At 39.9% G+C, this 24317-nt stretch carries 19 protein-coding genes; 6 read left to right on the forward strand and 13 right to left on the reverse strand.

The features are described 5' to 3' along the window. Positions 1-12 precede the first annotated feature (12 nt). Positions 13-1224, forward strand: a complete 1212-nt coding sequence (gene argJ, locus J0A69_RS05635; protein ID WP_206585541.1) for a bifunctional glutamate N-acetyltransferase/amino-acid acetyltransferase ArgJ — start codon at positions 13-15, stop codon at positions 1222-1224. A 64-nt stretch (positions 1225-1288) separates the two neighbouring features. Here the strand turns inward: argJ and J0A69_RS05640 are convergent, their stop codons facing one another. From J0A69_RS05640 to J0A69_RS05655, 4 genes are all read right to left on the reverse strand, one after another. After that, the gene (locus tag J0A69_RS05640) at positions 1289-2536 is read right to left on the reverse strand and encodes an NAD(P)/FAD-dependent oxidoreductase (RefSeq protein ID WP_206585542.1); all 1248 of its coding nucleotides are present in this window, start codon (positions 2534-2536) and stop codon (positions 1289-1291) included. An 81-nt stretch (positions 2537-2617) separates the two neighbouring features. Further along, positions 2618-3643, reverse strand: a complete 1026-nt coding sequence (locus J0A69_RS05645; protein WP_206585543.1) for a 4-hydroxyproline epimerase — start codon at positions 3641-3643, stop codon at positions 2618-2620. Positions 3644-3675: 32 nt separating this feature from the next. Further along, positions 3676-5130, reverse strand: a complete 1455-nt coding sequence (locus J0A69_RS05650) for an aldehyde dehydrogenase (NADP(+)) (protein WP_206585544.1) — start codon at positions 5128-5130, stop codon at positions 3676-3678. Between the two features lie 118 nt (positions 5131-5248). Beyond that, entirely contained in the window at positions 5249-6139 is an 891-nt protein-coding gene (locus J0A69_RS05655) for a dihydrodipicolinate synthase family protein (protein WP_206585545.1), read from the reverse strand. A gap of 134 nt (positions 6140-6273) precedes the next feature. Here J0A69_RS05655 and J0A69_RS05660 point away from each other — a divergent pair, with 134 nt between their 5' ends. From J0A69_RS05660 to J0A69_RS05670, 3 genes are all read left to right on the forward strand, one after another. After that, positions 6274-7140: an AraC family transcriptional regulator gene (locus J0A69_RS05660; RefSeq protein WP_206585546.1), complete on the forward strand. Its 867-nt coding sequence runs from the start codon at positions 6274-6276 to the stop codon at positions 7138-7140. A 212-nt stretch (positions 7141-7352) separates the two neighbouring features. Continuing rightward, complete coding sequence (locus J0A69_RS05665) at positions 7353-7898, forward strand: hypothetical protein (protein ID WP_206585547.1); 546 nt, start codon at positions 7353-7355, stop codon at positions 7896-7898. A gap of 23 nt (positions 7899-7921) precedes the next feature. Beyond that, positions 7922-8140: a hypothetical protein gene (locus J0A69_RS05670; RefSeq protein ID WP_206585548.1), complete on the forward strand. Its 219-nt coding sequence runs from the start codon at positions 7922-7924 to the stop codon at positions 8138-8140. Positions 8141-8198: 58 nt separating this feature from the next. On the opposite strand, the gene J0A69_RS05675 is transcribed toward J0A69_RS05670, so the two are convergent. Continuing rightward, on the reverse strand, positions 8199-11843 hold the full coding sequence (locus tag J0A69_RS05675; RefSeq protein WP_206585549.1) for an ABC transporter permease/M1 family aminopeptidase: 3645 nt from the start codon (positions 11841-11843) through the stop codon (positions 8199-8201). A gap of 9 nt (positions 11844-11852) precedes the next feature. Beyond that, complete coding sequence (locus tag J0A69_RS05680) at positions 11853-12740, reverse strand: ABC transporter ATP-binding protein (protein ID WP_206585550.1); 888 nt, start codon at positions 12738-12740, stop codon at positions 11853-11855. Between the two features lie 226 nt (positions 12741-12966). Here J0A69_RS05680 and J0A69_RS05685 point away from each other — a divergent pair, with 226 nt between their 5' ends. Next, positions 12967-14220, forward strand: a complete 1254-nt coding sequence (locus tag J0A69_RS05685; protein WP_206585551.1) for a VOC family protein — start codon at positions 12967-12969, stop codon at positions 14218-14220. Between the two features lie 173 nt (positions 14221-14393). Continuing rightward, positions 14394-16076, forward strand: coding sequence for a DUF885 family protein (locus J0A69_RS05690; protein WP_206585552.1), 1683 nt, complete (start codon positions 14394-14396; stop codon positions 16074-16076). Between the two features lie 74 nt (positions 16077-16150). Here J0A69_RS05690 and J0A69_RS05695 read toward each other — a convergent pair whose 3' ends face one another. The 7 genes from J0A69_RS05695 to J0A69_RS05725 form a co-directional block, all read right to left on the reverse strand. Next, entirely contained in the window at positions 16151-16951 is an 801-nt protein-coding gene (locus J0A69_RS05695) for a Spy/CpxP family protein refolding chaperone (RefSeq protein ID WP_206585553.1), read from the reverse strand. 13 nt (positions 16952-16964) lie between these two features. Continuing rightward, positions 16965-17276: a hypothetical protein gene (locus J0A69_RS05700; protein ID WP_206585554.1), complete on the reverse strand. Its 312-nt coding sequence runs from the start codon at positions 17274-17276 to the stop codon at positions 16965-16967. Next, complete coding sequence (locus J0A69_RS05705; protein WP_206585555.1) at positions 17266-17760, reverse strand: RNA polymerase sigma factor; 495 nt, start codon at positions 17758-17760, stop codon at positions 17266-17268. The genes J0A69_RS05700 and J0A69_RS05705 overlap by 11 nt, the downstream gene beginning before the upstream one ends. A 101-nt stretch (positions 17761-17861) precedes the next feature. Further along, positions 17862-18542 carry an outer membrane beta-barrel protein gene (locus J0A69_RS05710; protein WP_206585556.1) on the reverse strand — a complete coding sequence of 227 codons (681 nt, stop codon included), beginning with the start codon at positions 18540-18542 and terminating at the stop codon, positions 17862-17864. Positions 18543-18578: 36 nt separating this feature from the next. After that, entirely contained in the window at positions 18579-21341 is a 2763-nt protein-coding gene (locus tag J0A69_RS05715; protein WP_206585557.1) for a TonB-dependent receptor, read from the reverse strand. Between the two features lie 39 nt (positions 21342-21380). Further along, complete coding sequence (locus J0A69_RS05720; RefSeq protein ID WP_206585558.1) at positions 21381-24035, reverse strand: carboxypeptidase regulatory-like domain-containing protein; 2655 nt, start codon at positions 24033-24035, stop codon at positions 21381-21383. Positions 24036-24115: 80 nt separating this feature from the next. Beyond that, positions 24116-24316, reverse strand: a complete 201-nt coding sequence (locus J0A69_RS05725; RefSeq protein ID WP_206585559.1) for a hypothetical protein — start codon at positions 24314-24316, stop codon at positions 24116-24118. Position 24317: the final 1 nt, after the last annotated feature.

Genomic DNA, 24317 nt, shown 5'->3' on the forward strand with positions numbered 1-24317 from the left:
CCAGAAGAAAAGATGATTCAAAATATTACAAACGTAAGAGGCATTAAATGCTGGGGAGCACATACTGGTGTGAAGTCCATGAAGCGGGATTTGGCGATTATTTATTCTGAAGTGCCAGCTGCTGCTGCAGGAACATTGACGCAAAATAAAGTGCGGGCAGAACCAATCAAGATTACAGAAAGAAATCTGGAAAATAACCGCGCACAGGTTATTATCTGTAATGCCGGAAATGCCAATGCCTGTACAGGTGAGCAAGGGAAAGAAGGTGCAGAAGCGATGGTAAGAACCACTGCCGAATTATTGAAGATCCCTGAGGAAGATGTAATTGTTGCTTCGACTGGAATTATTGGTTTGGAGTTTCCAACCGAAGATGTGGTGGAAGGTCTGAAAGTCAACATTCCCAAGCTAAGTAATGAACTGAAAGCTGGGTCTTTTGTGGCAAATGCAATTTTGACTACTGATACATTTGCTAAAGAAGGCTTTGTGGATTTCGAGCATGAAGGTGCAGTTATCAATATGGGTGGAGTGGCAAAAGGATCAGGTATGATTCATCCCAATATGGCCACCATGTTAGCTTTCATCGTGACAGATTTCAACATTGATGAAAAGCTGCTTCAGGAAGCTGTCAGTTATTGCGTGGATCGTTCATTCAACATGATTACTGTGGATGGAGATACGTCCACGAATGATATGGTGGCTGTGATGGCAAATGGACTTGCCGGCAATCGAAAAGTAACCAGCAAAGATGATCCGGGATATGAGATTTTCTTGGAAAAACTTCTCGAGATTTTAACGCATCTGGCAAAATTGATTGTCTCAGATGGAGAAGGTGCTTCCAAATTCATTGAATACCGTGTCAGCAAAGCCAGAACAGAAGCTATCGCCAGAACAATAGTTCGTGCCATTTCTGATTCAACTTTGGTGAAAACTGCCATGTTTGGCCGTGATCCAAACTGGGGAAGAATCGTTGCCGCTGCTGGAAATGCCGGGGTGTCTTTTAATTACCGAAAAGTCAATTTGTACATCGGCGATCAAAAGCATTTGGTGCAGGTTCTTGACAAAGGAAATCCAGTGGAATTTGAAAAATCATATATGAAAAAATTACTTCGGGAATCCCATGTGAGAGTTCATATGGAGCTCAACACCGGAGAAGAAGAAGGAGTCGGTTGGGGATCTGATTTGACCACAGACTATGTGATGTTCAATTCAGTTTATACAACTTGATCCATAGAATTTAAAAGTGAAAAAAGGCTTTCCAGATTATTGGAAAGCCTTTTTTCTTGAATAATTAGGAATATCTACCTACTTCAAATCCTTTTATCTCCATGTTGGGATCTTTCTGCTGATGAAGTTCGCTGATTATTTTACCAGATCCAGGGGCTAAGCTGACTCCCATCATGGAATGTCCTGAATTGACCAAGACATTGGAATAGCCTGGAGCAAATCCGATGTAAGGCAATCCATCTGGAGAGCAAGGCCTTAATCCTTTCCAGATTTGATTTTCTTCTGGAAACTTCGCTTCAAATTCAGGGTAGTATCGATTGATAGACTCAAAGATTCCTTTTACTCGATTGATGTTTATTTTCTGGTTGGTGCCAGCAATTTCCATTGTCCCTCCAAAGCGGATATGATTTCCATAAGGACTAACCGCCACTTTCATTTCCGTCAAGATCGATGCCTGCTTTATTTCAGGCTTGTTTTCCTGAATAAAGGAATAGCCTTTACCTCCCATCATTGGAAGAGTGAATCCTAACATTTTTGTCAGTTCGCCTGACCAAGAACCTCCGCAAAGAATAACTTTTTCAGCTTCTATTTTTCCTTTATCTGTCAAAACTGCTTTGACTGAATTTCCGGATTTTTCGAATCCATGAACTTCCGTATTGGATAAAAATTTGACTCCCTTTTCCTGGAGGTAATCTTTCAAGAAGCCATATAATTTTCCGGGATCCAAATGTGCATCTCCTGGAAACATGACTGCACCTCTAGCTTTCACTTCCAGATTTGGTTCGATTTTGCTGATGTCTTCTGGACTGAGGATATCTGCTTCCAATCCATGTTTTCTTGCCAAATGCGCAAATTCCACCTCTTCTTTTTCAATGGCTTCGGTTTGATAGATCATCATCAAGCCTTTTTCTTGCAATGCAATCTTTGATTCTGGATGCTCGTTTCGAAACTCCTGATACAAAGCCTTGCTGAACAAGCTTAGATTTTTCAGATAGGGGATACTTCGTTCTACATGACTTGGATTGGCTGCTTTGAAAAACAGAAGACACCATTTCAATAATTTAGCATCAAGTCTCGGCTGAATGTAAAATGGGCTTTTGGAAGAAAACATCCACGAAATCCCCTTACTGATCATACCCGGAGCAGCCAAGGGTATGATATGACTAGGCACGATCATACCGGCATTACCCGTGGAGCAGTTCTGCTGCATGTCTCCTTTGTCCAATACTTGAACTTCAATTCCTTCTTTTTGAAGAAAATAGGCTGTGAAAAGTCCAACTATTCCGCCGCCGATGATAAGGGTTGGTTTCATATTTTAGTACCAAGTACTAGGTACTAAGTACCAAGAAAAATCATTACGACTTTTTACTTGATACTTTGTACTTCGTACAATTTATATTACTTGGAATCCATGGACATAAGGGTCGTCGTCATCCAGGATAATGGTATTGTATCCATAGACTTTTGCCCATCCTTCAATGCTAGGAATGATAGCGGGCTTACCGCCTACCTCAGTTTCCTCTTCAATTCGACCGATGAATTTTGAGCCAATAAAGCTTTCATGAATAAATTCTTCTCCGGGTTTCAAAAGTCCTTTGGCATACCATTGGGCCAATCTTGCAGAAGTTCCTGTTCCGCAAGGAGAACGATCGATTGCCTTGTCTCCATAGAATACAGCGTTTCTAGCTGTGCTAGTTGGGTCAATGGTTTTTCCTGTCCAGAGAATATGAGAAAGTCCTCGAATTTGTTCATGTTCAGGATGCACAAATTCGTATTGCTCGTTCATTTTCTTTCGAAGTGATCGAGCCATTGAAATCAATTGCTCAGCTTTGAAATGCTCCAATCCTGGGAAGTTTTCCTGTGGATCCACGATGCAATAAAAATTGCCTCCATAGGCCACATCCACCACTAATTTTCCTAGCTCATCCGATTCAATTTCCAGACTTTCCGCTGCCAAAAAGCTTTTAACGTTGGTTAGTTTGACGGACTTGACCTTTTTTCCTTCTTGTTTGTATTCTACCAAAACAAGTCCCGCAGGAGTTTCTAGCCTAAGTTTACCCGGAGTTTTGGGGTAAATCAATCCCTCTTCGATAGCTATCGTGACTGTGCCAATCGTGCCATGACCACACATGGGTAAGCAGCCACTGGTTTCGATAAATAGAACAGCTACATCATTGTCAGGATTATGTGGAGGGAAAAGCATGGAGCCAGACATCATATCATGTCCTCTTGGTTCAAACATCAATCCTGTGCGGATCCAATCCAGATTTTCTAGAAAATAGTGGCGCTTCTCCAGCATGTTATTCCCTTTCAAAAACGGAACTCCTCCTGATACTACCCGTACAGGATTGCCACAAGTATGAGCATCAATACAAGAAAAGGTATGCCTTGTAGAGCCAGTTGTTTCTTTTTTAGACATGAATTAATTGAGGGTCAGAAATGGACTCAATATCAAATTTTATCCGAGGTGAATTTTCCATTCACCTGTCTTACGATTCCTAATGGATTTTCATTTTTCAATGCATCAGGCAAAAGCTCATGAGGCATATCCTGGAAAGCAATAGGTCTGGCAAATCGCTTGATAGCATGTGCTCCAACAGAGGTGCTTCGAGGATCTGTAGTGGAAGGGAATGGTCCACCATGCTGCATGGCATAGCCTACTTCTACTCCTGTCGGTACTCCGGTAAATAGCAATCTCCCACATTTTTCTTCCAAAAGATTGATCAGTTCGCTTTGAGCTTTCAACTCGGATTTATCTGCCCACAGTGTAATTGTCAATTGTCCATGAAGCTTTTTGGCAACTTCCAGAAGTTCACTTTCATTTTCATAAACCACCATCAAAGCGAAAGATCCAAAGACTTCCTGCTGAAAGAGATCATCAGAAATCCAGTCTGAAGCTTTTATTTCTGCCAAAGCAGGGCTCACATTGATCAGGTGAGATGCGTCTGGGACCTTTACCCATTTTAATTCTGATCTGGTTTTAAGATTATCAATAGCGGAGTAGTAAGATGAAGCAATTCCTTCATGTAGCATTGGTCCTCCAGCAGCTGTAGCTAATGCCTCTGAAACTGCGTTTTCAAACCTATTTGCATATTCACTTGGCACGAAAATCAACCCTGGGTTGGTACAGAACTGACCAGCTCCTAAGGTAAGTGAGCTCACATAGCTCTGAGCCAAAGGCACTAATTCATTGCTAAGTCGCTCTGGAAAAGTGAAAACCGGGTTTACAGATCCCATTTCCGCATAGACAGGAATTGGTTCGTCTCGATCACTGGCAATATTAAACAGAGATTTTCCAGCCCCGTAAGATCCAGTAAAGGCCACAGCTTTTGCAAGAGGATGCTTGACAAGATCCTGACCCATTTTTACACCACCTTCCACATGAGTAAATACACCAGCAGGTAATCCTGATTTATTGACAGCCTGGGTAATGCATTCTCCAACAAATTTGGAAGTATCTGGATGCGCAGGATGTCCTTTGTAAATCACCGGGCAACCTGCAGCCAGCGCAGAAATGGTATCTCCCCCAGCCGTAGAAAATGCCAAAGGAAAATTACTGGCTCCAAAAACCACCACAGGTCCAATTGGAATCAGCATGCGTCGAATATCGGATTTTGGAAGCGGAGTTCTATTTGGATCAGCTGGATCGATTGTCGCCTCTAGCCAGCTTCCTTCTCTAACCTGCGAGGCAAAAAGTTTGATTTGACCGGTAGTTCTTCCAAGTTCGCCATTGATTCTTCCTTCAGGCAAATTGGATTCCCTTACGGCCATCAGTACAATAGCGCTTCTGTTTTCTTCTAATATTTCAGCAATCTTCTCGAGGAAGTCTGCTTTTTTACTATTGGAAAGGTTTTTATAAGATAGAAATGCTTCTTGTGCGGCTGAAAAGATCGTATCGAGGTTCATAAAATGAGTTTTGATAGGTTAAAAGATAGGTTTATCAAGAATGGCAAATGCCAGGGCTTAAGTTACAATTTTTTGCTCCTTTGCCCTGACAATTTGAGAAGGTGTTTACAGATAGACTTTATAAAGCAGGTCTATTTGCAATTCCGTCTTTGATGATTTTCTCGATTCTCTCTCTTTCCTCTCCGATTAATGTCAATCTTGGAGCACGAACATGCTCTGAACCGATCCCACAGTGAGTTTCGGCAAGTTTGATGTATTGAACCAATTTAGGGTGAATATCCAATTCCAATAGCGGTAAGAACCAACGGTAGATTTTTCTGGCTTCTTCGATTTTTCCTTCATTTACCAAATTGAAAATGGTCACTGTTTCTTTTGGGAAGGCACAAACCAAACCGGCAACCCATCCGACTGCGCCCATAAGCAATTCTTCCATTGCCAGTGTATCTACACCACAAAGCAGTTGGTATCTATCTCCAAATCGATTGATCATTCGGGTCACATTTGAAATGTCTCTAGTCGATTCTTTGATCGCCTGGATATTTTGGCATTCAGCCAATTCTGCAAACATTTCAATGGTTACCAAGGTTTTATAATCTACTGGATTGTTGTAGATCATGATCGGAAGATCGGTGCTATTCGCTACAGTTTTGAAATAAGCCACTACTTCTCGAGCGTCTGCCGCGTATCTCATCGGAGGTAGCATCATCAAGCCAGAAGCTCCAAGTTCTTTGGCTTTTGCAGCCCAAAAAAGAGCATCTTTTGTAGCTCCTTCAGCGATATTTAAAATCACAGGCACTTTACCAGCCACATAGTCTACAGTTTCTTTTGTCAGCGTGATTTTCTCTTCTTGGCTGAGTACGGAACTTTCACCTAAGGTTCCCCCAAGGATGATTCCGTGTACACCCGCTTCGAGTTGGAAATCAATGTTTTTGAAAAATAAATCCATGTCTAAACTTCCATCAGCGTGGAATTTAGTCGTGACAGCAGGGAATACACCTTTCCAGTTCATATCGTTTTTTTTTATTCAAAATTAATGGCTTCACGTTGTTTGTTCGTATGCTGAATTAGTAAAAAGTGGTTCTATATTGATATTAAAATAGGTCAATTTGAAGAATTTGTAATAATTGAATATCATTACTGTCTATGAGTAAAGTAATTTCATTCCAGATTCCGAAAGCAAGTAATACCTTTATCCAATACCAAGAGGACAGGGGAAAGTATTTTTATAACAACCTTCACCAACACCCGCAGACTCAGCTTACGGTTATTATGGAAGGTAGAGGCCAGCTTTTGGTTGGTGATTATGTGGGAAGATTTGATGCTGGGGATGTTTTTTTGTTAGGTGAGAATGTGCCCCATGTCTTTAGGAGTGACGCTGAATACTTTGAGGAGGATAATGATCTGAAAATTGCAGGAAATACTGTGTTCTTTGATTTTCAGGCTTTCGGTACGGCCATAGATAAGGTGGAGGACTTCCGTGACTTGTTATTATTAAATGAGCAAATCAATGGATGTTTTAAAATCCATGGAGATACGAAACAAGAGGTTTTCGACTTGTTGAATGGATTCAATGAATTAAAAGGCTTGGATAAGCTCCAGCGATCGATTCATATTTTATCCAAGTTGGATTTCAGTTCAGAAGATTTAGAAGCTTTGAATCTGATACCAGTTTCCAGATCAATGTCAGAAAAAGACGGGAAGCGAATGGATCAAGTCATGCGCTACATTTTGGAAAATAGCCATAGAACGATCACCCTGGATGAAATTGCTGAAAGAGCTTATATGAGTAAGGAAGCTTTCTGTAGGTTTTTTAAGTTGAGAACACGCCGGACTTTCACCCAATACATGCAGCAGCTTCGAATCACAGAAGCCAAAAAGCTTTTGTTGGAATCTGATATGAGTATCGCGCAGATTTCTTATCAAGTGGGGTTTCAGACCTTATCTCATTTCAATAAGACTTTTAAAAGCATGACTAACCAAACTCCAAAATCCTGGAGGAAATTGAATTAATTGAAGATTTGGGGGTTTATTTTCCCCAGAATAGGCATGGATTCATCCAAGAAATAAGGTTGAGATGTGTAATTATTTTTAGATAGAACTGACTTGGAATAAATCATAAACAACTTTAAATCAATGATTTAAATAATATTTTTTGTAGCTGCTAGAGTGCGATTTTTATTTGGGGCACTTGGTTTGGATTCCTAGAGGAAAACAAACCAACTATGAAAAAATTAATTTTATCGCTGTCTTTGATCCTTGCCGGACTGGCAGTCAACGCACAGGAAGTTAGAGAAATTGACGAAATCAATGAAAACAATTCTTGGCTGAAAGTAGGGATTAATTTAGGTGCTCCTGTAGGAGATGTAGGAAACTACTCCTCTTTGGCGTTAGGTCTTGACGTGGCCGCTCAATTTATGCGAACCGATAATTTCGGATTGGGTATCGCAACAGGTTATACCAAATACTTTGAGAAATCAGATGCACCTGCTTTTGATGGATTGAATGATGGATTTGGTGCCATTCCATTGGGTGTCATGTTCAGATATTATCCACAACCTACTGGATTCTTTGTAGGAACAGATGTCGGTTATACCTTTTTGACTAGTGTGAATTCTGCCGAAGGTGGTGCCTATATCAGACCTCAGTTAGGTTACCATAATTACGATTGGAACATTTTCGGTTATTATAACCAAGTATTTAGGGCTGATCCATCTATCGACGTGCAAAGTGTCGGTGTGGCAGTGACGTACAATATTCGATTTAAATAATTTCACTAAAAACCATTTCAACCATGAAAAATCAAGTAATTAAATACGCGCAAAACCTGTTCTTTTTCCTGTTAGCGATGACAGCAAGTCTAGCTACTTATGCGCAGGATAAAGGATTGAATATTGATGTAGAAATCGGAACAGAACCAGTTTGGTACCAACAGACTTGGGTTTGGGTAGTAGGTGCGGCAGTGTTTGTTTTGCTGCTAGTTGCTTTGCTCAAGAACAATTCAAAAAAATAAGTTAGAGTTTAGTGCTTTCAAAGAAAAGGGACCTGTAATTTGTAGGTCCCTTTTTGTTTTATTGAATTTCAACTGAAATCGTATTGTCATCAGGCAATCGATCAATTAATTTATTGAGTGGGTCAATGCCCGCTTTAGCTGGAGTTCCTTTTACCCTGATGGTAAGGTCACTTTCGCCAGGTTTGATTTTGTATTTCTGAATGTAAAGTGGATTGACACGATCCTTACCGTTCTCGTCCACATCATCAGCAGCAAAAACTCCAATATCAATGTAATCTCCATCGTAGGTGGCTGGAGTTTCCATCCCTGCTCCATCTGCGTAAAGCTTTTGAGAAGTGAATTTGATAGTCACATCGTATTCTTCCTCACCAACTTTTGTGGCAGTGACTTCTTGAGCTTTATTTTCGTAAAGCGTGATTTTATTCCAAGTGTCGTCCAGATAATACATCAAACTATCAGGAGTTTTGGCGGCCAAATGGCGATAAAGATCAGAGCTTCCTGGGAAAGGCGGTGCTTCTCGCAATCCAAATTCCTGATTGAAATTATATAGCGCTGAATCCATCGCTTCTGCTCCAATCAAATCCCTTAATCCGTAAAGGATAAGACTTCCTTTATTATACCACTGATAAGGACGATTACAATTGATGAAAACATTTTCTTTTTTGCCTTCACTGGATCTTCCACTTAAGTAATCATCCAGTTCGTCTTTTAAGAATCGCTTCATGTTTTCTTTGCCATACTTCCGTTCAGAAAGAATCAAGGCCGAAAATTCTGCCAAAGCCTCAGAAGTCAAATTGGACCCTCGGGTATAATTCGGAGTGATCTGATGTCCCCACCACTGATGCGCCAATTCGTGAGCAGTCACATAATAGACATAATCAAAGCTGTTTGGATCAGAAAAATCAGCTACCCAACCAAAGCTCTCTGCGAAAGGAACCGTATTCGGAAAAGACTGGGCAAAGCCAGCATACCTAGGGAATTCCAGAATACGCATTTGTCTGAATTGGAAGTCTCCATAGGTATCGGAGAAGTACTCTAAACCATCTTTGTAGGAGCTGACAAAACGATCGAGGTTGTATTCATGTCCTTTTTGGTAATAGATCTCGATGTTGACTTCTTTTCCTGAGCTCAAAGTTGCTTTGTCCCGTAGCACTTCATAATCAGCAGATAATACAGAGAAGAAAGCCTGAATAGGCGTGTCTTGCACATAATGGAAATAGCGACGACCGCCCTCTTCCCATTCTTTTTGAAGATAGCCAGGAGCTATCGCAATTTGACTTGGAATGGTGCTGACAGTGGCTTCAAATTGAATCAAATCTGCTTCATCTGCGAAAAGAAGCGTGTTTCTTCCATAGGGGTCATCATGTGGAGGTAGGTCTTCTGGTTTTTCAGGAAGCTCATATTCCCTCCTTTTTTCATCACTGTTCAATTCGTTCTGAGCAGAATAACCAATCTCTGGCATTCCTCCTGCGATGAAGCTTCCGTTATAAACCAATTCACGACCAAAGCCAGAGTTAGGGAAACCATCATTGATCACTTTACTTTTGATGACTAGGTCCAGAGTATCACCCGGCATCATTGTCTTAGGAAGAGCAGTGATTTTGTACCATTCACGATCCGGTTTCTTTCCGAAAATCTGGAATTTTGCAGGCTCATAATCCAAAGGAAAACGATAGGCTAAAGGCTCACCTTGGTATAAAATCTCAAATTCAGTCAATCCTGTGCTATTGAAATGCACCGAATCGATTGGCTCATTGGTTTTATTAACCATTTGTACCTCCGCTTCGAAATAGGCATCCCGCTCCATCGGAAATAAATCTGCTTTAAGGTTTACTTTGGTCACTTTTGGCTGAGGGATGAATTCGTATTGCTTCAATTGCTTCTCGTAAGCTACTTGTCGTAATTCTCCCTCATCGCTGGTACGATAGCCATTTTCATAAACCAAGGAATTGAAAATATATGCCCCGGTTGCAATACCTATGAAAAGGAAGACATAAGCGACGATGCTGGTCTTTTGTGTCAATCGACCTTTGGCCTGCTGAATCGTATTTTTGAATGAATTTTCGGATCCTCTGCTATAGAAGATGCTAAAGAAAAGAATCAGAAACAGTCCGATAGCCGTCCAATAAAGGTTAAACCAGAATAGAGGCTCTCCAAAATGTCCCAAACCATTCATATCACTCCAGCGATAGCCTGGCTTATAGGAGAAGAAGAAAAGGTTGAAATCGTATCCGGCAAAATCTCTAAAGATGATCATTACTACCCATATTCCGATCGCCACTGCATGGCCTGCAAACTTGTTATTCACAACCAAGTGCACTGCAAAAACCAGCATCACCATCTGTAAAAAATCCGGCAATGAGATCAGAAAACTGTCCACTAAATAGATTCCGATTTCATAATCAAAGTAGCCTTTCAGCGTCTGTATCAAGATTCCTACGATAATTGGAATGGTAGTCAACATCAAACATATAAAGGCCATCCCCGCAAACTTCGAAGCGATCACAGTTCCGTCTTTTACAGGGAAAGTATCATTAATTACCGAGTAGCCAGAGGACTTGTCTCTATGCAGTGTTTCTCCTGTGAAAAACACGATGATAATGAAAACGAACAGGTTGTAATCAAAAGTTTTATACTCCATCAAAAAGGAGGTGGAGGGGAAATTGGGAACGCTATAAAGCGTATTTCCTATCCAAAAGTCCAAAACCAAAAACACTAAACCACCCAACAAAATCGATTTGAAATAGATGTCCTTGAAGATGTTTTGGAACTCGATTTTAGTCAGAGTTTTAAAACTGTTCCATTGATAGCTTCCAGAGAAATCTGCTTTTGAAAGCACTTTTTGAAGCATTGGAGTACTCGCTTCTTCTTTCTCGGCTTTGGATTTCTTCTGCTGGGTCTGGAAGAAATAGGTAAAACTAAATCGTGCATAAGCTGCCACAAAGAATACAATCCCAACACTGATCCATAGGAGACGGTTAATCAAAAGATTTCCGACTACAGGAAGAATAAAGTTATTCTGCTCATAAGGAGTCAGGTATCGAGTTTGGAAATTGAAAGTATTGATCCCAAAAGGGTCCATAATTTCAACCAAATCCTTGTTTTCAATATCCTGGGCAAGAAAATTTGCCAAGAGATAAATGATAAATACAACGATACCTCCTGAGTAAATCGACTTGATATTTCTGGTGAAAACAATCAGCGCAAAAAACAACGCTCCAGCTAACCAAAGATTGGGAAGGGAAAGTGTCAACCAAGGATGTAAGTAATTGATCAGTTCATTTGGACCATAGCGTAAAGCATCTGTTCCAAAGAGAGGACCGAGCAGAGTTCCCAAATAAAATCCCACCAAACTTCCAAAAGAAATAAACATCAAGGTCACAAAAGAACCCCAAAATCTTCCCATGAAATAGGCGAATTTGGAAATCGGGTAACTGAAAAGAAAGGTTCCTGTTTTGTGTTCCAAATCTCTGTAGATGGGAACTCCCATGACTGCAGAGGCAATTAAAATTCCAAAAATTGAAATCAACAACTGAAGGTTTGCAATCACAATTGGGGCATTGTGATAGACCTTTTCCGAGGCAGGAGTGTTACCAAATCCCACCAATAACAAAGGCACGACCAGTAACATCAAGAAATAGATATAAGTCGCCGGACGACTGAATCTATATTTCAGTTCAAATATGAAAATATCTAAAAACATGTCCGGAAATTATATCGTGATTGGATCAACTTTCTTTGAAATGTGACTGAAGTACACATCTTCCAAATCTGCCGGAACAGCTATAAAGCCATTTCCTGGATCTTCTTCACTTTCTATTCTCAAGCTTAATTTGCCTTCCAGCAGTTTGGTTGAAATCACTGAGTATTTCTCTCTATAATCTCCCAATTCAGCCTTTTCAACTGATTTTTTATAGATTTTGCCTTGTACAGAAGCAATTCCTTCTGCTGGTTTTCCTTGCATTAGCACCTCACCTTGGCAGATAATTGCCATGTTAGAGCAAAGTGTATTGACGTCTTCCACAATGTGAGTTGATAGGATGACGACGGTATTTTCTCCGATTTCAGAAAGCAGGTTATAAAATCTATTTCGTTCTGAAGGATCTAGTCCAGCTGTAGGTTCATCCACGATGATTAAAGAAGGACTTCCCACCAATGCCTGAGCAATTCCAAATCGCTGGCGCATCCCCCCAGAATATGTTCCTAATCCTTTTTTGCGGTGACTGTATAAGTTTACTTTCTGGAGTAGATTTTCTACTAAGGCCTTTCTTTCACCCTTATTGCCAATTCCCTTCATTTGCGCAATATGATCGAGCATTACCTCGGCATTAATTCGTGGATAAAGTCCAAAGTCCTGAGGAAGATAGCCTAGTCGCTCTCGGACTTTTTGTTTTTCTGCCAGCACATCGATATCGTCCAGCATAATAGACCCCGAATCCGGATCCTGTAAAGTTGCAATAGTTCGCATAAGTGTTGATTTACCGGCTCCATTTGGTCCAAGTAAACCAAACATTCCTTGAGGAATGGTCAAAGTAATGTCATTCAAAGCCTTCACGCCATTCGCATAAGTCTTTGATAGGTTTTTGATGATTAATTCCATAAATACATAAGTGTGGTTAGTAGTGACAATTGAAAGAATAAGCAAAAAAATCAGTGTTTGGTGGTTTTGATTTAATACGCTTCTGAATATAATGAATTGTTTATAAATGACTTAGCAAAAAAGAGTAAAGTCTGTATACTTAATAGATGCCGGATTTACTCAATAGGTTGCAATCAAATGAGGAGGAATTCTTAAACTCAGGTATTAAACAAACCAAAATTGAAAGATGGATATAAGGAAATGGACCATAGGTTTTATGTCCCCACTGCTTTTTTTATGCTTGCTTTTTTCTTGTCAAAAAGTCGATTTCAAAAAAGAATTAGGATCCTTGGAAGCTTTTTCAGAAATGGTTCAGGCAGGAGTAAAACCTATAGCTCTTAGCGAACCTATGAGCTCGAGCGAGTTAGATTTGTTTTTGCCTGAGGCTCAGCGATTGGCTGAGAAATACGAGATTGAGGTTTTTAGAGAAGCCTCGTTACTCGGAACCTATCTTTTTGATTCATCAGTAGTTGAAGGAAAGGAAGTTTTAATCCTATATAAAGGAAAAGCTTTGGATGCCTATCAACTTCTCAAGAATGAAGCAAGTGAGTTGGCTGCAAATGGGACTTATTCTGGCTCAAAAAAAGAAGCAATTTCGAGGGCTTTTGGAAGGTTGCTTGGATATCCAGAATCCCGAATCAATGATTTGCTTGCTCAAAATTCTGAGTTCAGAGATTTGGAAGACTTTGGAATTAAGGGACAGGAAGTGATCTGGTTTTATAAAGATCTGCCTTCAGCAAAAGTCTTTTATGGAAGTACTTTGGGTTTAAAAATGATTTCTGAAAATGAAAATTCAGCTACTTTTCAAATCGCTGGAGATTCAAAACTGGTTTTGAAAAGTGTAGAAAAAAGTGGGTATTCAGGTAAGGAAGCCAAATCTGTGGCTTTGGCACTTTTGACAGACAATCTAGAAGCATGGTATGCTCATCTCCAAAATGAAAAAGTAGAAATCAAATACACCTTAAAAGTTAAACCTGAGGGTGCTCACGACGGATTTGTCGCTGTCGATCCTGAAGGATATTTATTAGAATTTGAAATGTTTCGGATGCATCCAGAAAATGAAAGATTTATACCAGAGCTGAAAAGTTTGAAACCTCTAGAAACAAGTTTAGGGTCAGGCTTAGATTTTTACGCAAGTATCACTTGGTTGTATTACAAGGATATGCTGCCGATGGAGAATTTTATGACTCAGAATCTCGGATTAGAAATAGCAGCAGATCAAGGCTGGGCCAAAATCTATAAAGTTTCAGAAAACAGCTATTTGGGTTTAGTCGATGAAAAACGAGGAATGAATTCTTTCGCTGAAGAGAAACTAGTGGAGGTGAAGTTTGATTTAGAAAATCCGGATGGCTGGGAAGAATATTTGGTTAAAACCTCAAAGGACTCGACCCGAATCTCTGGAACATTTAAAGATTTGGGAGGCTATCTGTTTCGATTTTGAGCTTTTATTTAGCCTCTTTCTTTTTCTGAAAGTAGGAATCCTCTCCTCCATTGTTCCTCAACCATGGAAAATTATTCTCTTCTTAAAAACTGAAAATCTCTCGCTTATAAAAAAACTAAATAGATTCAGGTCAAATCATTTAAATTAAACCATTCACTTAGCCACCATCAACCATGAAAAAAACGCTGCTACTAATTTTATTTAGTATGGCTTTCCATTTTGTATCTGCCACTGAATTGGTTCAGACGATTCAAACCTATCAGGCAGACTGGGGAGCTCTAAGAAGACTTTATACTAATAATCTTTCTCTGGAATATTTTGATAGAATACAGGAGTTCAATCAAGAATACTTATCGGATCTGCAGAAATTGAATTACGATGCTCTTTCTGAAGACGGGAAAATCGATTATGTGTTATTCAGGAATTTTTTGGAAAAGGAACTAGCTGAATTGAATTTGGAGCGAAGGGCTTTTGAAGAAATTTCATCTGTTGTGGCCTTTAGTGCACCTTTAGATGAATTTGTAGTGGGTAGAAGAAGAGCGAAAACACCAGATTCTCAGGCTTTGGCAGCAACTTGGAATGAGGTTGCTAAAAAAGTAGATGCCCAATTGAAAAATCTGTCTTCAACTCCAAAATATACCAGTTGGCAAAAAGCTGACTTGGCAGCTCAAGCTGTTGAAATGCTGGATCGAGTAGTAGGCGAGGCCTATAGTTATTATTTTGATTACGATCCAATGTTTACTTGGTGGATGCCTGAGCCTTGGAAAAAACTAGACACAAGTTTAAAATCCTATGCCAAAGCTTTGCGGGAGCATTACACTAATTCTGTCAAAGATGATGGGAGTGGAATTATCGGGAAGCCGATTGGGAGAGAGGCCTTGTTGAATCAATTGGCTTTTGAAATGATTGCTTATAGTCCGGAGGAGCTGATCGCGGAAGCAGAAAAGCAATTTTCTTGGTGCGAAAAAGAGATGCTAAAAGCTTCCAATGAATTGGGTTTTGGAGATGACTGGAAGGCTGCGTTGGAAATGGTCAAGGAAACGTATTTGCCTGCTGGCGAATGGCCTGCCGAGGTAATTCGATTGGCAGAAGAAGCAACCGAGTATGTCGAGAAGAATGATTTGATTACCGTTCCTCCAATGGCAAAAGAGACTTGGAGAACAACTATGATTTCTGCAGAGCGTCAATTGGTGAGTCCTTTTTTCTTGGGAGGAGAAACTATTCAGATTTCCTATCCGACTTCAGAAATGAGTCATGAAGATAAAATGATGAGTATGCGTGGAAACAACCCGCATTTCTCCAGAGCGACTGTTCAGCATGAATTGATTCCGGGTCATCATTTGCAGCAGTTTATGAACCAGCGCAACATGACACATCGTCGGATGTTTGGAACACCTTTTTGGACAGAAGGATGGGCTTTGTATTGGGAGTTTATTCTGTGGGACAAAGGATTTCCGAGAGATGCCAAAGATAAAGTAGGGATGCTCTTCTGGAGAATGCATAGATGTGCGAGAATTATTTTCTCTTTGAATTACCACCTGGAGAAAATGACTCCACAGGAATGCATCGATCTATTGGTGGATAAAGTGGGTCATGAGCCAGCAAATGCAGAAGCTGAAGTTAGAAGATCATTTGAAGGTCGATATGGTCCTTTGTACCAGATCGCTTATATGATCGGAGCTTTGGAGATTTATTCAATGCGAGATGAGGTAGTCAATTCAGGAAAAATGGGAGAGAAGGAATTTCATGATCTGATCATGAGCCAGAATGCCATGCCGATTGAGATCCTGAGAGCTAAGGTGACTGGAAATCCCCTTAAAAGAAACCATAAAGCAAGTTGGAAGTTTTTGGATTAAGTCACCTGAATTCATGAACAAAAAAAGGAAGCTCGTTTGAGCTTCCTTTTTTGATTTAAACATCAACCTTACCATTATTTTGGATCATTTTTAAGTTTGATGACAATTGCTCCGTTTTCAGCTTTTTTGCCGAATTTCTCGATGGCTTTTTCACCTTTTAATACCTCCATACTCTGGATATCTTTGGGATCTATATTTTTAAAGTCTTTTACCTGTTTCATTCCATCTTTCGTATCGATGTAAAATAAAGGAGCCTCATCCTCATTTACTCCCGCTACATAAACAGAAACATCTGGGCTAGAGCTACCCTTTCCTTGTGAAACTTTGTCGCTATCCCAAGTCACGGCATAACCTGGCTGACCTACTCTATATTTACTTGCAATTAAGCTGTTTGCAGCGTCACTTGTGGTTGCATACCCACGAACGCTCATTGATGAGCCTTGATCTCTCACAATAAAAAAACTATTCTTCTGAAGGATCTTTTGTTGCTCCTCGGTAAGCTCATTTTTTATTGCAACAAGATTATCCAATTGCATTTTCTTCAACTTATTTTCAAGATTCAGCACAACATCCATTTGCTTCTGAACAGCAGCTTGGTCAATCTTAGAAAGGTTGAGAAGGTTTTTCAGTTTTGTAGTGGCTTCATCAAGATCCCACTTTATCGTGCTGAATTCCCCTGCATTTTTGCTGTAGGCTTTTTTAATGTTTGCTACCTGAGCATCCGTCAGATCAAGTTCTTCTCGCATATCCATGACCTTATCAGCTGAATAAAGATTCCTTTGAAATAAATCCTGACCTTGGCCAAATGTTGTAGCTACTTGTCCCTGAGCAATTCCTGCGCTGAGTACGAGGAAAAGAAATAGTACATGTTTCATAAAATAAGTTGGTTTAGTAATCTGTCAATAAAGAGGCTGTTGGGGATTCCCAAACATCCAAATAGGCTTTTTCTTCGATGGTAAATTCCTGTTCATTGTTTTCCCCTTCCTGAAGTGTGATAATCAAAACTTCATTAGGAGCCTCAGGTAAGGGTTGAGGTTCATGCATGATCAAGCCCACTAAAGTCAAGGAGGCTGCTATTCCAGCAGGTATCCAAAGATTCATTCGCTTTGTTTTGTATTCAGGAAATGGAGGAATATGAAGTTCCTCGTCCTGTTTTTTCATCTGTTCAAAAAACCGTTCTAGCTGTTCGTTATTTTCCATAATCTTCCTGGATTTGAACTTTTGTAATCAATTCTTTTAGTTTCTTCTTCCCGCGATCATAATGTGTTCTCGCAGTTCCTAGACCAATTTGCAGCACTTCTGCACTTTGCTCTATCGTCATTTGATGGTAAAAAACCATCAGAATCACTTCTTGCTGCATTTTTGGAAGGAGTTGGATGATTGCTTGATAATCCGTTTGATCAATCTCTTCTTTGAAATCTTCTACTTCGTAGGATTCATCCAAGGAAATAACCTTGCCTTGTTTTCTGAATTGATCAATTGCAGTGTATCGGATAATCGAAAAAAGCCAAGTCTTTGCTTTTTCTATGTCCTTCAACTTTGCATTCCCTTCCAAGATTTTCAAGTAAACCTGTTGCAGCACATCTTTTGCCAGCTCATCATCAAATGCACAACATTGTCTTGCCCAGATATAGGCTTCCCGATGGTATGATTTGAGAATATGATCTAGCTGCTTGCGATTCATTTACATGGGTTAGTCGGAAAAGCAATAGTATATATGACAAGAAAGTTAAAAAATTTTTCGTGCCACAGCTTTAAGACTTATCCCTGAGCAGGATCTATCGCTTATTGCTTTACAATCTTTGGGATTTTTGATTCCCGGATTCTGAATAGATAGGCAAGACTAAACTCCAGAGTAGTAAAGTTCATGTCAAAAATCCTTTCCTGAGATTCCGGATTGGTGAATTCGTATCCAAATCGAACCTCCCCGGCAATCGTACTTTTGCCAAAAAGTTTAGAAATTCCTGCGCCTGCAGAAAGTCCATACATGAGTTTTTTGGGATTATCGCCTGCTCCACCATAGGTAGGGATTTCCGGAGGAGAGCTTTCGGAAAATTCCCTAGTCACATCATTTGCACTCAGCAGATAACCAAGATGAGGCCCAAACTTTATTTGAAATCTTCCGGATCGACCCACGAAGAAACTTGCCAATACAGGTACTTTCAAATAATTGAGCTCTGTTTCATTGGTAGAAATAACCCCTTCTGTATCCGCTAAGGTTTGGGAAAAACCTGTTCCTAAATATTGAAAATTAACTTCTACACCAGCATTTTTTGCATTAAAGTGCTCAATCACCAATGCAAAGGTTGGATTAGATAACCCTTCTACAGAAATACTCCTGATATTCAAAGCAGGAATGTAGGAGAATGAAGATGTCGAATATCCCCCTCTTATTCCAACACTGGTTTGAGCAGAAAGGCTTGCAGCACTAAGACAAAATAAGAAGGCAAGAAAGATTCTTTTCATGCTCGAAATTAAAGAAATACTGTGACCTGCTGTCGATTATTTGGAATTGATCGTGAAAGTTCCTGAAATAGCCTCTCCATTTATTCCCAATCCTTTCACCGAAACGGTCATCGGGCCAGCATTGTCATTGGTGTAAAAGGAAATAGTAACAGTTCCATTTTCATCTGTCACAAGGTACGGGTTCCAGTATAAAGTCTGTCTTTGGTCGATGATCGTTGGGTCATTTTCGGCTTCATAGTCTACTTGGAAAAATGAATTTGCCGGCGTAAAACCCTCAATAGTAAAGGAAGTTACGCCTTTGCCATTCATCAATGGGTTTTCAGCATTTGGATCATATTCTTTCAGATAAACAGCGATGACCCCATTTCTTCCTTGATCGCCAAGCATAGAAACAGTTCTACTGACAATTTCAACCCGGTCAATATCCCTCACATTGATACTTCTCAAATTATCGGCTGCCGTAGTTGCGCCTGTTTGCGCCATTACGCCACCATTTACCATTACTAGAGGTTCCAAATTTCCTCCTACAGATGCACCCCCGCCTCTTAATCTAATCTGTTGCTGGCCGGATGCCCCTGCCAAAGTAACTCGCATGCCAGGAACATTTCCTGCAAGACTATTTACCAAGTCCACAGAATTACCTGTTCCCATGAGTTTTTCGCCTTCCACGATATAATTCGGCTTTCCATAAATCGCAGTCTTCCCTTCTTTTTCTTCTGGTTCCTCTTCTTCAGCTACTATTTCTTCTTCCTCTACGACTTGAGGTTTTATGGAGGTTGTTACTGTTTCAGTTTTTGGGAAATATGCATCAGCAGGTAAGGCTACCGGAGCTTTGTATCGATCGATTAATCTTGCCGAGCCTGATGGATTTCCTTTTTTGTCAGTCACCTGAAAAGCCAATTTCATAGGCCCGTAAAATTCCATATCCTCTAGCATAAATTTTCCGTCACGATCGGATTCCAAATCAATCATTCCCTCAAAATCATTTACAAAAGCAGTGACTTGAGCTGAGGTAGGTTTTCCTTTATCATCCGTGACAAAACCTTCCTGAGAAAGCGCTTTTTCTACTGGGTAAGAGAATCGATCCAGTCCAAGAGTAGCTGGGATTTCCTCCAACTTCAAAGCTGATTGAATGCTGTTTGTTTGTTCAATTGGTACGATTTGAGTTTGATCTAAAACAGCCACAGATAAGTTTGCGGACAATGCTGTCTGTTTTTCCGAGGTAGTTTTAATCGTAAGGGTTACTTTTTCCCTTTTGCCATATGCCTCCTTGTCAGATTTTACGGATGTTCCGATAGGATTAGAGAATTCAGAAGCCTCAAATTCAACTACCCTTTCAAAAGGGTTAAGAATGCTGATGGGCTGGACGAAATAGTGGTTTGGTCCGTAGTTTTTTTCCCAGGAGGTATAGGCTCTCAAGAAATACTTTTCCTGAGAAAGTGTGTCTGGAAAAACAAAGTTTCCAACAGCAACTCCATTTGTGATCGGCAGGGTTTTTTCCAAAATAAAATCCCTGTTCGTATTGATCAACTCCACATAAAGGACCCTGCTAAGTTCATCTCTTAAATAGGGATTTCCATAGTTGAAATATGCTTTTAAGAAAATATCATCTCCGGCATAATAATAGGGCTTGTCAGTGTGGAGGTAGACTTTTTCCTGAAAATTGGCAGCTGTTCTATCCATGTTTTGGAGCATAATGGCTTTCTCAGCATCATAATCCAAAGGCAGGAGAGTGGAAATTCTCTTTCTGTCCATGTCTCCTGAGAATACCAGATCCTGAGGATTCATCACCATTCCATTTTCTTTGACACGAACAGTATTTTTATTCACTTCCAACCAAGAAACAGGGTAGGGAGCGTCTTTGTAGGTATTGACTTGAGAATACCCTTTTTGGTAATGGATTTCAATCCTTCCTTTCATATTGATCAAATATTCCCCTGGCTTATCCGTAGGAGTAACCAGCTGATCCGGTTTGTATGGAATGACTGATTTTCCGATTTCATTTGCAAAAATATCCGAGCGCATATTCATGGATGGAGAACCTCCCGGCTTGTCACCGTATAAGTAAAATCCTTCTTTTTCCTGTTCCCCAGTGATCATGGCTCGAAACATATTCTGAGGAGATTTTCGATAGACTTCGGCTCTGTGATTCTCCCAAGTGGTTCGCTGGGCTTCTGACTCAGGTACCATTTCTTCAAACCTCGCCGCTCCTGCAATCCTATAATTGGTCGGAGAATCGAAGAAGTCCTGAAGGTTAAAGGTGATTTTGTATCCGAGGTAGTTGTTGGTGATTTCGATGGGAATATCTGCTGCAGCTCGAAAAGTGTTTTTTTCTTCGCTTTCCGGAAAGTCGATGACCCAAGGATTTTCGATGGTTGATTTACTGGCGATCTCATCGTTTCCAAGAAATAAGTTTTCAAACTTTCGAAGATCTCTTTCCCATGCTTTGTCTCTTGAGGATTTGATTTCTACATCGCTCAATTCCTGAGCAAATGGTTTCATATTCAAATTGACAGTGGAAGTACCACCAGCATTCAGCGTGATTTTTTTTGTCTCAGCAATATATCCGATGAAGGAAAATCCGATTTCTAAAGGCCCAGGCTCCAAGTCAGAAAGTGTATACTTTCCATCCATATCTGTGACAGTAGCAATGGTCGTATTATTGACGAAAACATTGCAAAAAGGGAGCGTTTCTCCCGTTTCAGCATCTTTAACAACTCCGGTAACCGTGCCGGTTTGTGCCAGCATCAAAAAATGAATGCTGATAAAAAGAATAAATGTTGATACAACTGATTTCATAGGAATGCTGTGCAAGTTGGTTTTAGGTAATAAAAGTAGTTATTCCTGATTTATGACGAATCTCCCTTCAATCGGTTGCCCATCAGCAGAAATACCCTTGATTTCTACCCACATAGGGCCTCCAGTTTTTGAACTTTGAAATTGTACTTTTTGAGAAAGTTCTTCTGAATTGGTAATTATTTCAGGATTCCAATAGAGTGTTGGTCTAAGCCCCCTCAATAGAGAATTATTTTCTTGTTCATCCATTACATCTTCAAACTTTCTGAGGCTAGGATAACCAGAAAGGTAAAATGGAGTAAAGTCATTCATAATAGCGTCATTGGCTTTTTGAAGATCTAAACCAGTCTTCATGAAAATAGAAATAATCCCGTTCCTACCTCCTTCACCAAGTGCAGAAACGGTTCTTTTGATAACTTCCACCCGCTTTATGGCAAATACATTAATTCCTGCGATGATATCTGTTGCAGTTCGGCCACTAGGACTACCACCTCCAATGGTGGGTCCAGAAGAAGGGTTGATCGGAACACCATCGATCATTACTAAAGGTTCTCCACCATTTCTAAACCTGATAGAGGGAGGGTTTCCTGTGACGGACATTCCGGGGACCTGTCCAGAGAGAAGATAAAGAAACTGTGAGGTACTGCCGTTTAAAGGGAGTGTACTAGGATCAACTGAATTATCTGGATAGCCATAAATCATAGGACCTACCGGATCATCTTTTTCTTCATCAAGTACAAATTCCTCTAATAAAATCTCTCCTTTTTCCATATTTGCCTGAATTTCTTGGGCTGTCAGGGCAGGAGCTTTCGAGGTTTCTAATTTTGGAAATTCAAATGAAGGTAAATCTCCATCGGATTGATAATCTTGGATTTTCAAGGAAATATTCCTGACTGGGAGCGCTTTTCTATCGCTAGCTTGGATCGCAATTTCGAAATCATTTTCGAAGCTGATATTGGGAATCTCGAAGGTTCCGTCATCATCAACTTTAAATTTTTCGATATTTTCTAAGCCGTTTATTAGAGCCGTTATATTGCCTCGGATAGGTTCATCGTCTTCGTTTTTTATTTGCCCAATTAATGAATATCTATTTTCCAGGGGATACTTAAAATCTTCCAATTTTGCATCATTTGGGACTGGATTCAAGGAAAAAGCCTCCGATATGGATTTATTATTTTCTAATGGAACAGCCTGATCGAGATCTAAAACACGGATTGCCAAGTCTGAAGCAACTGGTTTTCCATTCCCATCTTTTACCATGATGTTCAGATTAACTTGCTCGCCTGGGCTATAATTCTGCTTATCAGAAAAAATCGTCACGCCATTTGAAAGTTGTTCTGGCATGGATGCCACTGGTTTTAAACTAGGATCATGGATCTGAATTGGTAGATAAGTTTCATTTCCATAATTGAGGCTCCAAGAAGTATAGGCTTTGACAATATATTTTTCCTGATCGAATTCGACAGGTAAATAAACCGACCCAATTGCTTTTCCGGCTTTGATCGGAAAAACCTGATGGTACTCCTGATATCCTGTGGTGTCCAAAATCTCCAAATGAAGAACTTTGCTGAGTTCCGGACCTAGCAATGGATTTGCATAGATCATATTTGCTTTGAAAAACATCGTCTCACCTCTGAGGTAATGGCTTCGGTCAGTTTGAAGAAAAACTTTCTCTTGAAGGACTTGGGCATTTTTTTCAATATTTGCCAGCTTAAGTGCTTTTTCGACATTATAATTCTTGGGAAGCTGATCCAATGGATGAATACTGCTAAAACCACCTTCCAAGATCAAATTATCCTCAAAAACAAGTGACCCCTCTGACCTTACAGCCAATTCATCTCCTTCATAGCTGATTGCACCTTTTCCCGGGATTTGAAAAGGCTTAGAGAAGGACAAAAGGTATTCTCCTGGGTAATTGCCAAAAGAAACTTTAATGTCTTCTTTGGATTCGGATTCGCTTATTTCCCCCGTTAGCATTTGTCTTAGCGAATATTCTGGAGAATTCAGGAATATTTTCTCCCGTTCGGATCTTCTAGCTTCAATCAGTTCTGGGATTTCATTGATTAAATCTAAAAATGCCACTACAACTTGATCTCTGGAAAATGGAGAAGCAAGGTTTTGAGGGGCAGTCAGATATAGTGTAAATAGAAAGCCCGTCTTATCATTTACAAAAATCAAATAGCCATCAGTTTCCACACTTAAGTCTTTCGAATTTTCGATTTCAGAAAATATCAAAGTCTCAGGATTTAATAAGCGAATCTGCTCTGAGTACTTGCTTGAGGAAAGGAATGCGGATGTAAAATCCTCTACGAGTGATTCCCTTTTTTTATCCGAAAGCTTCATAGGGAAAGGTGTGACCTTTTGCTTAGGCTTGAGAGAAAACGAGTAGTCTTTGGAAGTTGTATTTTCAACTACAATGGTTTGTTCAACAGACTCAAAACCCTCTCCAATTACCATAACCTCCCATCTTCCAACAGGTATATTGGGTATTGAGAATCTACCTAATGAATCTGAGAAAGTCTGAAAGGTAGAATTAGGAACAAAGACATGGATATCTTTCAATCCTTCACCTGAACTTTCATTTGTAATCCTACCGGAGAAATTGCGAGATTGTGCGTAGAGAACTTGGGATCCTGCCAGAAAAAGGAAGGTTAAAAAGAAGAATTGAACGAATAAAAAATGTTGTTTTTGAGACATTTGTAAGGATTAGAATCCCAAATAAATAAAAAAAGCTCCATATAGGAGCTTTTAGTTTGTTAATATTTATTAGTAAAAGATTATTTATCATCCTTTTCATTGAAGTCCAGATCATCTCTGTCCTTCAGCTTTTTATCTTCCACATTCTTATTTAGAAATTCATTGATTTTATCAATTGGGAAACTGGAAGAGATCTCACCAAAGGAATTGATGTTCATTTTGAAGCCTTTTAGGTCGTCATGAACTTTTGGATCGGAATCTTTCTTTTTTTTCTTTGCCATG

Source organism: Algoriphagus pacificus (genome assembly GCF_017254845.1).
Lineage (GTDB): Bacteria > Bacteroidota > Bacteroidia > Cytophagales > Cyclobacteriaceae > Algoriphagus > Algoriphagus pacificus.

Excerpts from the sequence above, each read along its gene's own strand:
- J0A69_RS05700 (WP_206585554.1), bottom strand. The coding sequence starts at position 17,276 with ATGGAAAATAACGAACAGCTAGAACGGTTTTTTGAACAGATGAAAAAA.
- J0A69_RS05725 (WP_206585559.1), bottom strand. The coding sequence starts at position 24,316 with ATGGCAAAGAAAAAAAAGAAAGATTCCGATCCAAAAGTTCATGACGAC.
- J0A69_RS05690 (WP_206585552.1), top strand. The coding sequence starts at position 14,394 with ATGAAAAAAACGCTGCTACTAATTTTATTTAGTATGGCTTTCCATTTT.
- J0A69_RS05665 (WP_206585547.1), top strand. The coding sequence starts at position 7,353 with ATGAAAAAATTAATTTTATCGCTGTCTTTGATCCTTGCCGGACTGGCA.
- J0A69_RS05640 (WP_206585542.1), bottom strand. The coding sequence starts at position 2,536 with ATGAAACCAACCCTTATCATCGGCGGCGGAATAGTTGGACTTTTCACA.
- J0A69_RS05645 (WP_206585543.1), bottom strand. The coding sequence starts at position 3,643 with ATGTCTAAAAAAGAAACAACTGGCTCTACAAGGCATACCTTTTCTTGT.
- argJ (WP_206585541.1), top strand. The coding sequence starts at position 13 with ATGATTCAAAATATTACAAACGTAAGAGGCATTAAATGCTGGGGAGCA.
- J0A69_RS05695 (WP_206585553.1), bottom strand. The coding sequence starts at position 16,951 with ATGAAACATGTACTATTTCTTTTCCTCGTACTCAGCGCAGGAATTGCT.
- J0A69_RS05680 (WP_206585550.1), bottom strand. The coding sequence starts at position 12,740 with ATGGAATTAATCATCAAAAACCTATCAAAGACTTATGCGAATGGCGTG.
- J0A69_RS05675 (WP_206585549.1), bottom strand. The coding sequence starts at position 11,843 with ATGTTTTTAGATATTTTCATATTTGAACTGAAATATAGATTCAGTCGT.
- J0A69_RS05660 (WP_206585546.1), top strand. The coding sequence starts at position 6,274 with ATGAGTAAAGTAATTTCATTCCAGATTCCGAAAGCAAGTAATACCTTT.
- J0A69_RS05655 (WP_206585545.1), bottom strand. The coding sequence starts at position 6,139 with ATGAACTGGAAAGGTGTATTCCCTGCTGTCACGACTAAATTCCACGCT.
- J0A69_RS05685 (WP_206585551.1), top strand. The coding sequence starts at position 12,967 with ATGGATATAAGGAAATGGACCATAGGTTTTATGTCCCCACTGCTTTTT.
- J0A69_RS05720 (WP_206585558.1), bottom strand. The coding sequence starts at position 24,035 with ATGTCTCAAAAACAACATTTTTTATTCGTTCAATTCTTCTTTTTAACC.
- J0A69_RS05715 (WP_206585557.1), bottom strand. The coding sequence starts at position 21,341 with ATGAAATCAGTTGTATCAACATTTATTCTTTTTATCAGCATTCATTTT.
- J0A69_RS05650 (WP_206585544.1), bottom strand. The coding sequence starts at position 5,130 with ATGAACCTCGATACGATCTTTTCAGCCGCACAAGAAGCATTTCTATCT.
- J0A69_RS05705 (WP_206585555.1), bottom strand. The coding sequence starts at position 17,760 with ATGAATCGCAAGCAGCTAGATCATATTCTCAAATCATACCATCGGGAA.
- J0A69_RS05710 (WP_206585556.1), bottom strand. The coding sequence starts at position 18,542 with ATGAAAAGAATCTTTCTTGCCTTCTTATTTTGTCTTAGTGCTGCAAGC.
- J0A69_RS05670 (WP_206585548.1), top strand. The coding sequence starts at position 7,922 with ATGAAAAATCAAGTAATTAAATACGCGCAAAACCTGTTCTTTTTCCTG.